Origin of the sequence: Solicola gregarius (assembly GCF_025790165.1) — a bacterium.
GTDB lineage: Bacteria > Actinomycetota > Actinomycetes > Propionibacteriales > Nocardioidaceae > Solicola > Solicola gregarius.
This window is the reverse complement of sequence record NZ_CP094970.1, coordinates 1,864,681-1,877,737: the sequence shown is the minus strand read 5'-3', so window position 1 is coordinate 1,877,737 and position 13,057 is coordinate 1,864,681. Positions and strand designations below refer to the sequence as shown.

Here is a 13,057-nt window from a genome sequence, read left to right as displayed (position 1 = left end):
CGAACTGGACAGTACGTCAGGGATGCGCACCGGACTCGTGGTCGGCGTGTTCGGCAGACTCGAACTGGAACGTCGAGTGCTCGACGCTGATCGGGAAGTGCTCGGCGACGCACGCCTGCAGCTGGTCGAGCATGCTCGGCAGGTGTCCGTCACGGAAGCACGAGTCGTCGACGACCACGTGCGCGCTGAGCGTCGGCACTCCGCTCGCGATCTGGGAGGCGTGCAGATCGTGTACGTCGTGCACGTGCGGCATCTCGAGCAGATGCCGGCGTACGTCGTCGAGGTCGAGGTTGGTCGGCGTCGACTCGAGCAGCACCCGGCCGGAGTCGCGTAGCAGCACGATCGTGCGTGGCAGGATCGCCAGCCCGATGAGCAGCGAGACGATCGCGTCCGCGCGGTCCCATCCCGTCGTCGCGATGATGACCGCCGAGGCGATGACCGCGACGGAGCCGAGCGTGTCGTTGACGACCTCGAGGAACGCGGCGCGCAGGTTGAGGTTGTCGCCGCGGGCCGTCGCGAGCATTGCGATGCCGATGGTGTTGCCGATCAGGCTGATGACACCGAACACGATCACGCCGCCCGCCTCGATCTCGGGCGGCTCGAACAGTCGCAGCACGCCTTCGACGAACACGTATGCGCCGACCGCGAGGAGCAGCAGTGCCTGGACGGCAGCGGCGATCGTCTCTGCGCGAAGGAATCCCCAGGTGCGCTTGCGGTTCGGCGGTCGACCTGCCAGGTGCGCGGCCGTCAGCGCCATGGCGAGTCCGGCAGCGTCGGTGAGTGCATGCCCCGCATCGGCCAGCAGTGCAAGGCTTCCGGTGATCAGGGCACCGATGGCCTCGGCGACCATGATCGACACGGTGATCGCGAGCACGATCGCGAGCCGTCGGCGTTGTCGCGTGGACTCCGCCCGAGCCGTGTGCCCGTGGTCGTGACCCATCAGTGGTCGTCTCCGCAGCACGCCTCGCCGCGCCACGCCTCGCGGCCTTCCTTGACGGCGACGACTGCGATCACCAGGGCGGCGACGGTGTCGGCCCACGCCCAGCCGAGCAGCGCGTTCGCGCCGAGCCCGACGAGCACTGCCGCCGAGAGGTACGTGCACAGCAGCGTCTGCTTCGAGTCGGCGACGGCCGAGCGCGAGCCGAGCTCTCGGCCGGCCTTGCGCTGGGCGTACGAAAGGGTCGGCATGACGGCAAGGCTCACGGCAGCGAGCACGATGCCGACCGTGGACGGCTCCGCCTCACCGGTGCCGAAGATCGACAGGACGGCGTCGACGCCGACGTACGTGGCCAGTGCGAAGAACGAGACCGAGATGACCTTCAAGGCCACCCGCTCGCGCGCCTCCGGATCGCGACCGCCGAACTGCCAGGCGACGGCCGCGGCGGACGACACCTCGATCACCGAGTCGAGCCCGAAGCCGATCAGCGCGCTCGACGACGCCCGCGAACCCGCAACGAGTGCGATGACCGCCTCGACGACGTTGTAGGTGATCGTGAGTGCCACGAACAGCCGTACGCGCCGGGTCAGCACCGACCGGCGGTCGGACGCGATCGGTGTCATGGTCACGACGGCACCACCTCGTCTGCCGGCGCGCACTCGGGGTCGACGACCAGCACGAGGCTGACGAGATCCTCGAGCGCGTGCGCGATCCGGGAGTCGGTGAGCTCGTACCGCGTCCGCCGCCCTTCGGGAACGGCGACGACGAGCCCGCATCCGCGGAGGCAAGCGAGATGGTTCGACATCACCTGGCGCGAGACGCCGGCGCGCTCGGCGAGGTCGGCGGGGTACGCCGGACCGTCCTTGAGCGCCAGCAGCACCGACGTACGCGTTCCGTCCGAGAGCGCGTGGCCGAAGCGGGCGAGCGCGTCGGTGCGCGTCGAGATCTCCATGCCGCGAACGTTACATGGGAATCTGTATTCAGGAAAGGCTGAACGATGCCGTTTGCGATCGGTTACGCCCAGATATCAAACGGAATGCGACCGGTTACGCCCAGATCCACTAGGTAGCGACCGGTGCACAACCGATCGCAACAAGGCGCACGCGAACCTCACCCCGGCCTGGTGGCGAGCGTGACCTCCCACGTCTGCCGGAACCACAGCTCAGACCCGCGCCGATGCGGCCGCATGCCGGTCCGCTCGCCGCGGTCGAGCTCGGCGGTCAGCGCCTCGCGTACGACGTGCGAACGGTCGGGTGGCGTACACGACTGCGCGAGCCACGGCTCGAGCGGGCGATCGAGCTCGCGTACGACCGGTGCCTCGACCTCGAGGCCGAGCTCTCGCCCCCAGTCGGCGATCTCACCCGGCAGCGCCATCCGAAGATGGGAGTCGTCGCGCAGCGCCTCGATGCGATCTTGTTGCTCGCGTACGCCCGGCTCGGCGGAGGCAATCAGGTCCTTGACCACGATGCGCCCACCTGGGCGGCACGCATCCACCATCGTCGCGAGCGCGGCTCGCGGTTCCTCGAGGTGGTGGAACGAGAAGCGCGTGACGGCCCCGTCGAACGATCCGGGAGCGACCGGGAGGTCGAGCGCGTCGCCGAGCACGAAGTCGACGTTGTGGATCCCGTCGCCCGCGGCCTCGTTCCGGCCCGCCTCCAGCATCGCCTCGGTGGCGTCGACGCACAGCACCCGTCCGACCCGGCGCGCCAACGTACGCCCGACGAGGCCGGTGCCGGCGGCGACGTCGAGCCAGGCGTCGTGCGGGGCCGGGTCGATCAGGTCGACGAGCCAGTCGAGTGCGCTCGTGAACGCCGTGTTGAGGTGGGGGTCCTGGAACGTCTCGGCCTGCTCGGTGAAGGCCGCGACGATCCGCGCATGGTGGTCGGTCATCGTCCTACCGTTCGTCGGTCAGCGTCCCCGCTGAGTCCGAGCGTACGGTGCGGCCCGCGCGTCGAGGTAGCGGCCAACAAATAGACATTTGTTACGCCTGGGCATGACAAATGTCTATTTGTCCCGCCGCCGGCGCCCCCGATCTCGTATCCGAGATGGGGAAACGCCACCCCGCATTGTCGTGAGATCGCAACAACTGCTTCGGTAGGTGCGCATCGGGGATCCGTACTCACCGAAGGGTAAGACATGAGATCGACACGAGGCAGGGCGAACGGCACGCGTTCTCGGTGGCTGCTGGCCGGCCTGGCGACCATCGGCCTCGTCGGGGCGACGCTGTCGTCCGCGACGGCCGCGGCACCTGACGACGCAGGGGCCAAACAGCACCAAAAGAAGTCGACGACTCTTCCGAGTGGCCGCACCGACTTCCGTACGCTCGGCGACTTCGAGCGCGACATGTCCGACCTGGCCCGGCGCTTCCCCAACACGGTGAAGAAGTTCGCGCTGCCGTACGAAACCTCGCAGGGACGTACGGTGCACGGCCTCGAGATCACCAAGAACGTCAACGCCAAGGACGGCAAGCCGGTGTTCGTCGATGTCGGCGCGCACCACGGCAACGAGTGGCCCAGCGCCGAGCTCACCATGGAGTACGCGTACCACCTCGCGGAGAACGCCGACCGCGGGCCGGTCAAGCGCGAGCTGAAGCGCACCCGAGTGGTGATCGTGCCGATCATCAACACCGACGGCTATGTCGCCGACCAGCGGCGCACCGCGACCAACGTCGACATGAACCGCAACTACGGCTTCGGCTGGATGCCCGGCCAGAACGGCGCGAACGGCTCGGCGCCCTGGTCGGAGCCGGAGACGAAGAACGTCCGCTGGCTGCTCTCGACCCGGCAGGCGACGGTGTTCAACACCCAGCACACCTGCATTCAGCTGGTGCTCTACCCGCCGCTGCAGAAGGCGGCCGGCCCGATCCAGGACCTCGGCCGCGTGCACTCGATGGCGGCATCGATGGCGGGCAAGCTCGGCCCGACGTACGAGGCGAAGGCATCCGCCGACGACTACGAGACCACCGGCGAGGCGATCGACTGGTCGTACTACGCGACCCGGGGTCTGTCGACCACGACGGAGACCTGCCCGAGCGACGACTTCGAGGGCCGCGACTTCGAGGCCGAGGTCGTCGACACCTACGAACGCAACCAGAACTCGCTGATGGTCGCGCTCGACACCGCGGGTGACCGCAAGGAGCACTCGGCGATCACGGGCAAGGCGCCCGCCGGAGCGAAGCTGACGCTGACCAAGTCGTTCGACATGTACACCGGCAGCTTCGAGCACGCCGACGGCTCCGTCCACCCCGACGGCTTCGAGCAGAAGCTCAGCTCGGAGGCGAAGGTCGGGAAGAACGGCAAGTTCAAGATCGCCGTCAACCCGTCGTACCGGCCCGTGCCTCCGTACCAGGAGGACGGCCTGCACGGCAACCAGAAGGGCTTCCTGACCGAGCCGTGGGTGCTGACCTGCGAGTCGCGTACCGGACGGTCGACGACGCGCGTGAACGTCGACCTCGGCGAGAAGGTACGCCGCGTGCTGTCGAGGTGCGGTGACCTGAGGCCGCGAAGCTGATCCCGCGGGCGGGTACGGCGGTCTGGTAACGAACCGGTTCCGGTTCGACGAGCATGACCCGATCGCCGTACCCGCCCCTTACGGCGTGCGTAGACTGGGGCGGCCCCGGCCGCCGATGAACATGAAAGGCAGGTCGCCGATGCGACTCAAGACTCTGGCCGCGATCCTCGCCGCCTCCACCCTCGCGCTCAGCGCATGCGGATCGGACGACGACGACGGCGGCGGTGGCTCCGGCTCCGGCTCGGATATCTCGACCATCAGCGAAGGCACCCTGACGGTGTGCTCCGACATTCCGTACGAGCCCTTCGAGTACGAGGACGGCGGCGGCTACACCGGGTTCGACATGGACCTGATGGCCGCGATCGCCAAGGGACTCGACCTGGAGCTCGAGGTCAAGGACGTCGGCTTCGACGGCCTGCAGAGCGGCGCGTCGCTCGCGGCCGGGCAGTGCGACATCGGCGCCAGTGCGATGACCATTACCGAGGAGCGGGAGGCCAACATCGACTTCAGCGAGCCGTACTACGACTCGAAGCAGACGCTGCTGGTTCCGTCCGACTCCGACATCCAGTCGATCGATGACCTGTCCGGCACCAAGGTCGGTGTCCAGCAGGGTACGACCGGCAAGCTGTACGCCGAGGAAAACGCCCCCGACGACGCGGAGCTGGTCTCCTTCCCGAGCGACGCCGAGCTGTACCAGGCGATCAAGTCCGGCAGCATCGACGCGATCCTGCAGGACCTCCCGGTCAACCTGACGCACACCGAAGACGGCGACTTCCAGATCGTCGAGGAGTACGACACGGATGAGTCGTACGGTTTCGCGGTCAAGGAGGAGGGTGCCGAGGCGCTGCTCGAGGGCGTCAACGAGCAGCTCGCGAAGCTGAAGAAGGACGGCTCGTACGACAAGATCTACAACAAGTACTTCTCGACCGCGAACTGATGGGCTGCAGGGCTCCCGACGAGGGGAGTAGTACGTGAAGCGCACGACCCGCACCAAGGTGAACCGCGGTGCCTTGTATTTGTTGTTCGTCGTCCTCGTCCTCGTGGTCGTCCTGATCACCGACTGGGACGCGGTCAAGACGAACTTCCTCGACGTCGACATCGCGAAAGAGCAGTTCCCCGACGTCGTGACAACGGCGGCCAAGAACACCATCTTCTACACGGTGATGGCGTTCATCGGCGGATTGGTCCTTGGCCTGCTCCTCGCGCTGATGAAGCTGTCGCCGGTGGCGCCGTACCGCTGGTTGGCGACCGTGTACATCGAGATCTTCCGTGGCCTGCCGGCACTGCTGGTGATCTTCGGCTTCGCCTTCGCGGTGCCGATCGCGTTCCAGTGGCAGCCGGAGCCGCGGTACATCCTGCCGATCCTCGGCCTGATCGTCGTCTCGGCGGCGTACATCGCCGAAACGATCCGAGCGGGCATCCAGGCGGTGCCGAAGGGGCAGACGGAGGCCGCTCGATCGCTCGGGATGGGTCCGTCGTGGACGATGATCTCCGTGACGCTGCCGCAGGCGTTCCGGATCGTCATCCCGCCGCTGACCAACGAGGTCGTGGTGCTGATCAAGGACACCGCGCTGCTGTTCATCGCGGGCATGGCCCTCCAGGATCGTGAGCTGACGACGTTCGCCCGGGATGCGGTCTCGACGAGTTCGAACTCGACGCCGCTCGTCATTGCGGGCTTGATGTACCTCGTCGTCACGATCCCGCTGACCCAGCTCGTCGCGTACATGGAGCGCCGGATGCAGAGGAGCCGATGATGGCCGAGGTCCGGTCCAGCGAGAACGTGCCGGCGATCCAGGTCGAGCGGCTGCACAAGTACTTCGGCAAGAACGAGGTGCTCAAGGGCATCGACTTCCACGTCGACCCGGGTGAGGTCGTCTGCGTGATCGGTCCGTCGGGCTCGGGCAAGTCGACGCTGCTGCGCTGCGTGAACCGTCTCGAGGAGCCGACCGACGGCCGGATCTTCGTCGAGGGCATCGACATCACCGACCCCGAGACCGACCTCGACGGTGTACGCGCGCGCATCGGCATCGTGTTCCAGCAGTTCAACCTGTTCCCGCACCTGACCGTGCTGCGCAACCTGACGCTCGCCCAGCAGCGCGCCAAGAGGCGCAGCAAGTCGGAGGCGGTCGACATCGCTCGGCACAACCTGGAGAAGGTCGGCCTCGCCGACCGGGAGGGCGCCTACCCTGCGCATCTCTCGGGTGGTCAGCAGCAGCGGGTCGCGATCGCGCGAGCGCTGTCGATGGACCCCGACATGATGTTGTTCGACGAGCCGACCAGCGCACTCGATCCAGAGCTCGTCGGCGACGTCCTCGGGGTCATGCGCAAGCTCGCCGACGAGGGCATGACGATGATGATCGTCACCCACGAGATGGGCTTCGCTCGCGAGGTCGGCGATCGGGTCGTGTTCATGGACGGCGGTGTCGTGGTCGAGCAGGGCCCGCCGGACGACGTGTTGTCGAACCCGCAGCACGCGCGTACGCAGGTGTTCCTTTCGAAGGTCCTGTGAGCGCGACCAGCTGCGATGACAGCTGAGGACCCCACGACCGATGTCGCGATCGCCCATGCCCTGCTGAGCCAGGCGAGTCGCGGTGAGCGGGGCGAGACGCTGCGCGTCTACCGTCCGAGCGTGCCGACGGTTGCGTTCGGCCGCAGCGACGTACGCCGCGCCGGTATGCCCGAGGCGGTCGCAGCGTGCCGTGCGGCGGGGTTCGTGCCGGTCGTACGCTCGCCGGGCGGGCGCGCCGTGGCGTACACGCGTGCGGCCGTCGCGATCGACCACATCTGCCCCGAGCAGGATCCGGGCAGGCGGATGCGCCGCCGCTTCGTCGAGTACGGCGAGCTGCTCGCCGACGCGATGCGGGGGCTCGGTGTCGACGCCCGGGTCGGCGAGGTGCCGGGCGAGTACTGCCCCGGTGCGTACACCGTGAACGCGCGCGGAGTCGTGAAGCTGGTCGGCACCGCCCAGCGGGTCGTACGCGACGCGTGGCTGTTCAGTGCGGTCGTCATCGTCGACGGCACCGCGGAGCTGGCGCCGCTGCTGCACCAGGTGTACGACGCGCTCGAGCTCCCGTTCTCCACCACCTCCGTCGGTTCCGTTCGCGACGAGGTGGGCGCGGGCATCGATGCGGTCGAGCGAGCGGTGCTGGCCGCGTACCCCGGTTCTGTCGACCGGCTGGCGGCTGTCGATGAGCGGACCCTGGCCGAGGCCCGCGACCTGCTGCCCGATCACGAGCTGTAAACCCCGCTGAGCCGCACGTTCGTGAGGCGACACGCCGGCGTGTCCCGCATCAGCGTGCGGCCCAGCGGGCCTCAGCCTTCGAGCACCCGGCCCGCGATCAGTTCGCCGATCGGCATCGCCGACGTCGCCGCCGGCGACGGGGCGTTCAGGACGTGCAGCATCCGCCCGGTGCGCTCGAACGCGAAGTCGTGCAGCAGGGTGCCGCGGGAGTCGACGGCCTGCGCGCGGATGCCGGCCTCCGCAGGAAGCAGGTCGTCGAGAGTCAACGACGGGCAGTACCGCCGGCACTCCTCGAGGTACGCTCGACGGGACAACGACCGCCACTGCTCGGCCGCGCCGACGGCTGCGTACGTACGCGCGAGCCGCCAGAAGCCCGGGAAGTTCGCGATCTCGCGTACGTCGCGCACGGAGACGGCCCCGCGGCGGTAGCCCTCCCGGGACAGCCCGAGCACTGCGTTCGGCCCGACGGTGACGCCGCCGTCGAGGGTCGGTGTCAGGTGCACGCCGAGGAACGGCAGCGCCGGGTCAGGTACCGGGTAGATCATCCGACTCACCACGTCGGAACGCTGATCGCGCAAGCGGTAGTACTCACCCCGGAAAGGCAGGATGCGTACGCTCGTGCGGACGCCCGCCATCCGGGCGAGACGGTCCGACTGGAGCCCGCCGCATACGACGAGCTGATCGGCCTGCCAGAGGTGGTCGGTCGATGACACCAGCACCTGTGCCGGATCCTCGCGGATCGCGGTCACCTCGGCAGCGGTGACGATCTCGCCGCCGGCTTTCTCGATCTCGGTGCGCATCGCCTCGCAGATCAGGCCGTAGTCGACGCAGGCGGTCGACGGTACGAGCAAGGCGGCGTCGCCTGCCACGTTCGGCTCTTCGGCGCGGAGCTCGGCGGCGTCGAGGCGCTGGACCTCGATCGAGTTCTGCACCGCGCGATCCTCCAGGGCGGACAGCCGGCCGAGCTCGGTCGCGTTCGTCGCGACAATCAGCTTGCCGGTCGAGGCGACCGGGATCCCGTGCTCGGAGCAGAACTCGCGCGTGGCCCGGACTCCGCGCCGGCAGAGCTCGGCCTTGAACGAACCGGGTTCGTAGTAGATGCCCGAGTGGATGACGCCGCTGTTGTGGCCGGTCTGATGACGGGCGAGTCCCGACTCCTTCTCCAGGAGTACGAGGCTCGCGCCGGGACGCCGCAGCAGCAGCTCGCGGGCCGTGGAAAGCCCGACGATGCCGCCGCCGACCACGCAGTAGTCATACCTCATCGCTCCCGCAGCCTATGCCAGATCGGCTCAACCGCGTACGCCCCGCGGCCGCTCAACTGTTCAGTTGCTAATGAGAGTCGTTTCTATTTAGAGTGTCGGCCATGACCAACGACCTCCGTACGCGGCGCGCGAGGGCCGCCGCGTTCCTCACGCCAGTACTGTTCCTCGCGGCCTGCGGCTCGGACCCGGACGAGTCGAAGTCCGCAGCGACCAAGGACCCCACGGCGACCGAGCAGGAAATGTCCACTGCGACCCCGCGGCTCGTCAGCACGTACGACGGTGGGCTGCACGTGCTCGACGCGAACACCCTCGAACTGCTCGAGACCGTCGAGCTCGACGGCTTCACCCGCGTCAATCCGGCAGGCGATGACCGGCACGTGATCGTGTCGACCGACGCCGCCTTCCGCGTGCTCGACACGGGCGCCTGGAGCGAAGCGCACGGTGACCACGAGCACCACTTCACCGCGCAGCCGGAACTCACCGACGTGACGTTCGAGACCGACCATCCTGGGCACGTCGTTCACCACGCCGACCACACTGCACTGTTCAGTGACGGCACCGGTCGCATCGAGATCTTCGAGACCTCCGACCTCGCGAACGGCAAGCCCGCATCGACGGTGCTGAGCGCCGAACAGCCGCACCACGGCGTTGCGGTGCCGCTCCCGAACGGCGGACTGGCGACCAGCGTCGGCAACGAGGAGACCCGCCCCGGTGTCACCGTGCGCGACGCCGCGGGCCGCGAGGTCGTACGTAACGAGAAGTGCCCCGATGTGCACGGGGAGGCCGGCGCCGCCGGTGGCCGCGTCGTCTTCGGTTGCGAGGACGGCGTACTCGTCTACGACAGCGGCCGGTTCACCAAGATCGCGAGCCCCGACGCGTACGGCCGGATCGGCACCCAGGTCGGTGCCGAGGAGTCGCCGATCGTGCTCGGCGACTACAAGGTCGATCCGAAAGCCGAGCTGGAGCGGCCCGACCGGGTCAGCCTGATCGACACCGCGCGCGAGACGATCCGACTCGTCGACCTCGGTACGAGCTACAGCTTCCGTTCGCTCGGGCGTGGACCGCGCGGTGAGGCGATCGTGCTGGGCACCGACGGAGCGCTGCATGTCATCGACCCTGTGTCGGGCAAGCGTACGGATTCGATTCCGGTCGTCGGCTCATGGCGTGAGCCGGTCGACTGGCAGCTGACCCGCCCGACGCTGTTCCTCCACGCGAACACCGCGTACGTCACCGAGCCCGCCACCGATGAGCTGCATCGCGTCGATCTGGCGAAGGGCGAGGTGACCGCGAGCATCACGCTGCCGCGGACGCCGAACGAGCTGACCGGTGTGGGCGGCTGACTGTCCGGGCCTTACGACACACTGGCGGGCATGAGCCCGGACAACCGAGCGCCGATCAGCACCGGGGCGGTCGTCGGTGACGACGGCCTGCTCCGGTGCCCGTGGGCGGCGACCAACCCGATCAACCGCGACTACCACGACACCGAGTGGGGCATGCCCGTACGCGGCGAGCAGGCGCTGCTCGAGCGCATCACCCTCGAGGCGTTCCAGTCCGGGCTGAGCTGGCTGACCATTCTGCGCAAGCGGCCGGCGTTCCGGGAGGCGTTCTGCGACTTCGACCCCGACAAGGTGTCCGCCTTCGAGGCCGACGACATCGACCGGCTGATGGACGACGCCGCGATCGTGCGCAACCACGCGAAGATCGTCGCCGCGATCGGCAACGCGCAGGCGACTGTCGACCTCCGCGAGCACGGTGGTCTCGACGCGCTCATCTGGTCGTACCGCATCGACGATCCACCTGCCCCGCGTACGCCGGCCGACGTACCGACGACGAGCGCGGAGTCCAAGGAACTCGCCCGCGACCTGAAGCGGCGAGGGTTCGCATTCGTCGGGCCGACGACGGCCCATGCGCTGATGGAGGCGATCGGGTTGGTCGACACCCACCTCGCAGACTGCCACCGGCGCGGCTGTCGCGACCTCTGAGGCAGCGGGCGCGGGTCGGCCCGTACTCTGGGCGCGCACCAGAATCCCCGAGGAGGGCTGCCTTGAACGACTACATCCGCCGGTCCGCACACGGCGTGACGCCGCAGATCTCCGACACTGCTTGGATCGCTCCGGGTGCTGCCGTCCTCGGCGACGTCGTGCTGCGTGAGGGCGCGTCCCTCTGGTACACCGCTGTCTTGCGCGGCGACAAGGAGCGGATCGACATCGGTGTCGACAGCAACCTGCAGGACGGCGTGGTCGTGCACACCGACGTCGGGTTCCCTGTGCGCCTCGGCACGGGTGTCTCGGTCGGTCACCGGGCAGTGATCCACGGCGCGGTCATCGAGGACAACTGCCTGATCGGCATGGGTGCGATCCTGCTCAACGGCGCGGTGATCGGCGAGGGATCGCTGGTTGCCGCCGGCACCGTCGTACTCGAGGGCACTCAGGTGCCACCGGGTTCCCTGGTCGCCGGCGTACCCGGCAAGGTACGCCGCGAGCTCACCGACGAGGAGCGCCAGGGCGTCATCGACAACGGGCGTACGTACGTTGAGTTGCGCGAGACGCACCGAAGTGCCGGTCCGGCCTAGGTCATGAGCCCGGGTGACCCCTCCTCCCGCGGTATGACGTGCCGCGCGCGTACCCGACCGTGGGTCGACTCCGATCAGTGGCGATGCACGTACGTTGACGGTGTTGCCCAACGAGGAAGGCCCGCAATGCCCAACGTGAGTACGGTCGAAGCATGCTGAGCCACGCGCTGCTCGCGAGCTCCACCGCCGGCGAGCCGACGACCGGTGTCGCCGGCTGGGCCGTCGACATGATGGAGAAGCTCGGCGTCGCCGGCGCCGGCATCGCGATCGCTCTGGAGAACCTCTTCCCGCCGCTACCCAGCGAGATCATTCTGCCGCTCGCGGGATTCACCGCCAGCCGCGGCGAGTTCAACCTCGTCGCCGTCATCATCGCGACCACGATCGGATCCGTCGTCGGGGCCGCCGTGCTCTACTACGTCGGCGTCCTCTTCGGGCGTGACCGGCTCCGTGCGATCGTCGACAAACTGCCCCTCGTCAAGCTCCAGGACGTCGACCGGGCCGAGGCGTGGTTCGCCCGCCATGGTCGCAAGGCCGTCTTCTTCGGGCGGATGATCCCGATCTTCCGGAGCCTGATCTCGATCCCCGCCGGCCTCGAGCGCATGGGGCTCCCCACGTTCCTGGGCCTCACCACCGCCGGCAGCCTGATCTGGAACTCCATCTTCGTCATCGCCGGTTACCGGCTCGGCGAGCGGTGGGACGAGGTCGAGAAGTACGTCGGAGCGTTCCAGAACGTCGTGATCGCCGTGGTCGTGGTCGCGGTCGTCGCGTTCATCGCGGTTCGCGTGCTGCGGCGGCGGCGTACGGTCTGACGCGGCGCGAGTCCGCTTGGCGCGATAGAGCCGCCGGTCGGCAGCGGCGTACAGCGAGTCGAGGTCGGTGCCGTCGTACGGCGCCGTTGCGACGCCGACGCTGATCGACATCCGCCGGCGTGACCCGGGCGCGACGTCGATCGCACCGAGTGCCCGCTCCAGCCGCGATGCGTACGCGATCGCCTGTGCGTACGTGCGGTTCGGCAGAAGTACGCCGGTCTCGTCGCCGCCGAGTCGGGTGACGACGTCGTCGCTTCGCGCGGTCATCATCGCCAGGGTCGCGAGCTCGATCAGCACGCGGTCGCCCGCCGGATGGCCGTACGCGTCGTTGATCGCCTTGAGGCCGTCGACATCGGCGAGTACGAGCGACACCGGCGTTCGGCCGTGGTCCGACGCGTGTGCTGTGAACGCGTTCGCGAGTACCCGTCGCGTCGCCAGCCCGGTCAGGCTGTCGACGTGTGCCTCGACGCGGAGCTGCTCGAGCAGGGCGAGCTCGCGGTTGCGTACCGACCCGACGACCGCGGTGATCCCGCACAGGCCGGCGGCCACCGCGCCGAGGTGGGCGATCGCTGCGGCCGTCGGGTAACCGGCGAACGAGGTGGCCGCGTAAGCGACGATGCAGTAGGCGGTCATGGCCCACGCGCCGAGCGGTCGATAGAAGTAGGCGGCGTACAGGACCGCCCAGCACAGCACGATCTTCGACGACGTCGCCGGTGCGGTTGCTAT

General features: G+C 68.4%; 14 protein-coding genes and 1 pseudogene. 9 read left to right on the top strand and 6 right to left on the bottom strand.

The window, feature by feature from the left end; all coding sequences use genetic code 11:
• Positions 1-16: 16 nt before the first annotated feature.
• From L0C25_RS09265 to L0C25_RS09250, 4 genes are all read right to left on the bottom strand, one after another.
• On the bottom strand, positions 17-940 hold the full coding sequence (locus L0C25_RS09265) for a cation diffusion facilitator family transporter (RefSeq protein WP_271636196.1): 924 nt from the start codon (positions 938-940) through the stop codon (positions 17-19).
• Entirely contained in the window at positions 940-1,560 is a 621-nt protein-coding gene (locus L0C25_RS09260; RefSeq protein ID WP_271636811.1) for a cation transporter, read from the bottom strand. The genes L0C25_RS09265 and L0C25_RS09260 overlap by 1 nt, the downstream gene beginning before the upstream one ends.
• 2 nt (positions 1,561-1,562) lie before the next feature.
• Positions 1,563-1,889, bottom strand: coding sequence for an ArsR/SmtB family transcription factor (locus L0C25_RS09255; protein ID WP_271636195.1), 327 nt, complete (start codon positions 1,887-1,889; stop codon positions 1,563-1,565).
• A gap of 158 nt (positions 1,890-2,047) precedes the next feature.
• Positions 2,048-2,827 (bottom strand): class I SAM-dependent methyltransferase, encoded by a 780-nt coding sequence (locus tag L0C25_RS09250; RefSeq protein WP_271636194.1) that lies wholly within the window; start codon positions 2,825-2,827, stop codon positions 2,048-2,050.
• 246 nt (positions 2,828-3,073) lie between these two features.
• On the opposite strand from L0C25_RS09250, the gene L0C25_RS09245 reads away from it, so the two are divergent.
• The 5 genes from L0C25_RS09245 to L0C25_RS09225 all read left to right on the top strand — a co-directional run bounded on the left by L0C25_RS09245 (position 3,074) and on the right by L0C25_RS09225 (position 7,688).
• The gene (locus L0C25_RS09245; protein ID WP_271636192.1) at positions 3,074-4,447 is read left to right on the top strand and encodes a M14 family zinc carboxypeptidase; all 1,374 of its coding nucleotides are present in this window, start codon (positions 3,074-3,076) and stop codon (positions 4,445-4,447) included.
• Positions 4,448-4,586: 139 nt separating this feature from the next.
• Positions 4,587-5,384 (top strand): basic amino acid ABC transporter substrate-binding protein, encoded by a 798-nt coding sequence (locus L0C25_RS09240; RefSeq protein WP_271636191.1) that lies wholly within the window; start codon positions 4,587-4,589, stop codon positions 5,382-5,384.
• 34 nt (positions 5,385-5,418) lie between these two features.
• Positions 5,419-6,201: an amino acid ABC transporter permease gene (locus L0C25_RS09235; protein ID WP_271636189.1), complete on the top strand. Its 783-nt coding sequence runs from the start codon at positions 5,419-5,421 to the stop codon at positions 6,199-6,201.
• Positions 6,201-6,956 (top strand): amino acid ABC transporter ATP-binding protein, encoded by a 756-nt coding sequence (locus L0C25_RS09230; protein ID WP_271636187.1) that lies wholly within the window; start codon positions 6,201-6,203, stop codon positions 6,954-6,956. The genes L0C25_RS09235 and L0C25_RS09230 overlap by 1 nt, the downstream gene beginning before the upstream one ends.
• 15 nt (positions 6,957-6,971) lie before the next feature.
• Complete coding sequence (locus tag L0C25_RS09225; protein WP_271636186.1) at positions 6,972-7,688, top strand: lipoate--protein ligase family protein; 717 nt, start codon at positions 6,972-6,974, stop codon at positions 7,686-7,688.
• Between the two features lie 71 nt (positions 7,689-7,759).
• Here L0C25_RS09225 and lhgO read toward each other — a convergent pair whose 3' ends face one another.
• Positions 7,760-8,950 carry an L-2-hydroxyglutarate oxidase gene (gene lhgO, locus L0C25_RS09220; protein WP_271636185.1) on the bottom strand — a complete coding sequence of 397 codons (1,191 nt, stop codon included), beginning with the start codon at positions 8,948-8,950 and terminating at the stop codon, positions 7,760-7,762.
• A 101-nt stretch (positions 8,951-9,051) separates the two neighbouring features.
• On the opposite strand from lhgO, the gene aztD reads away from it, so the two are divergent.
• The 4 genes from aztD to L0C25_RS09200 all read left to right on the top strand — a co-directional run bounded on the left by aztD (position 9,052) and on the right by L0C25_RS09200 (position 12,331).
• A complete protein-coding gene (aztD, locus tag L0C25_RS09215) occupies positions 9,052-10,290 on the top strand; it encodes a zinc metallochaperone AztD (protein ID WP_271636184.1) in 1,239 nt (412 codons plus the stop codon).
• Between the two features lie 30 nt (positions 10,291-10,320).
• A complete protein-coding gene (locus L0C25_RS09210) occupies positions 10,321-10,932 on the top strand; it encodes a DNA-3-methyladenine glycosylase I (RefSeq protein ID WP_271636183.1) in 612 nt (203 codons plus the stop codon).
• Between the two features lie 62 nt (positions 10,933-10,994).
• A complete protein-coding gene (locus tag L0C25_RS09205) occupies positions 10,995-11,522 on the top strand; it encodes a gamma carbonic anhydrase family protein (protein WP_271636182.1) in 528 nt (175 codons plus the stop codon).
• Positions 11,523-11,674: 152 nt separating this feature from the next.
• Entirely contained in the window at positions 11,675-12,331 is a 657-nt protein-coding gene (locus L0C25_RS09200; RefSeq protein ID WP_333908591.1) for a DedA family protein, read from the top strand.
• Positions 12,332-12,349: 18 nt separating this feature from the next.
• Here L0C25_RS09200 and L0C25_RS09195 read toward each other — a convergent pair.
• Positions 12,350-12,964, bottom strand: a pseudogene (locus tag L0C25_RS09195) (GGDEF domain-containing protein); the annotation flags it as partial.
• Positions 12,965-13,057: the final 93 nt, after the last annotated feature.

Bases quoted from the DNA above. Each gene is read 5' to 3' on its own strand.
- L0C25_RS09200 (WP_333908591.1), top strand. From the start codon at position 11,675: ATGCTGAGCCACGCGCTGCTCGCGAGCTCCACCGCCGGCGAGCCGACG.
- aztD (WP_271636184.1), top strand. From the start codon at position 9,052: ATGACCAACGACCTCCGTACGCGGCGCGCGAGGGCCGCCGCGTTCCTC.
- L0C25_RS09225 (WP_271636186.1), top strand. From the start codon at position 6,972: ATGACAGCTGAGGACCCCACGACCGATGTCGCGATCGCCCATGCCCTG.
- L0C25_RS09210 (WP_271636183.1), top strand. From the start codon at position 10,321: ATGAGCCCGGACAACCGAGCGCCGATCAGCACCGGGGCGGTCGTCGGT.
- L0C25_RS09265 (WP_271636196.1), bottom strand. From the start codon at position 940: ATGGGTCACGACCACGGGCACACGGCTCGGGCGGAGTCCACGCGACAA.
- L0C25_RS09240 (WP_271636191.1), top strand. From the start codon at position 4,587: ATGCGACTCAAGACTCTGGCCGCGATCCTCGCCGCCTCCACCCTCGCG.
- L0C25_RS09230 (WP_271636187.1), top strand. From the start codon at position 6,201: ATGGCCGAGGTCCGGTCCAGCGAGAACGTGCCGGCGATCCAGGTCGAG.
- L0C25_RS09255 (WP_271636195.1), bottom strand. From the start codon at position 1,889: ATGGAGATCTCGACGCGCACCGACGCGCTCGCCCGCTTCGGCCACGCG.
- L0C25_RS09250 (WP_271636194.1), bottom strand. From the start codon at position 2,827: ATGACCGACCACCATGCGCGGATCGTCGCGGCCTTCACCGAGCAGGCC.
- L0C25_RS09260 (WP_271636811.1), bottom strand. From the start codon at position 1,560: ATGACACCGATCGCGTCCGACCGCCGGTCGGTGCTGACCCGGCGCGTA.
- lhgO (WP_271636185.1), bottom strand. From the start codon at position 8,950: ATGAGGTATGACTACTGCGTGGTCGGCGGCGGCATCGTCGGGCTTTCC.
- L0C25_RS09245 (WP_271636192.1), top strand. From the start codon at position 3,074: ATGAGATCGACACGAGGCAGGGCGAACGGCACGCGTTCTCGGTGGCTG.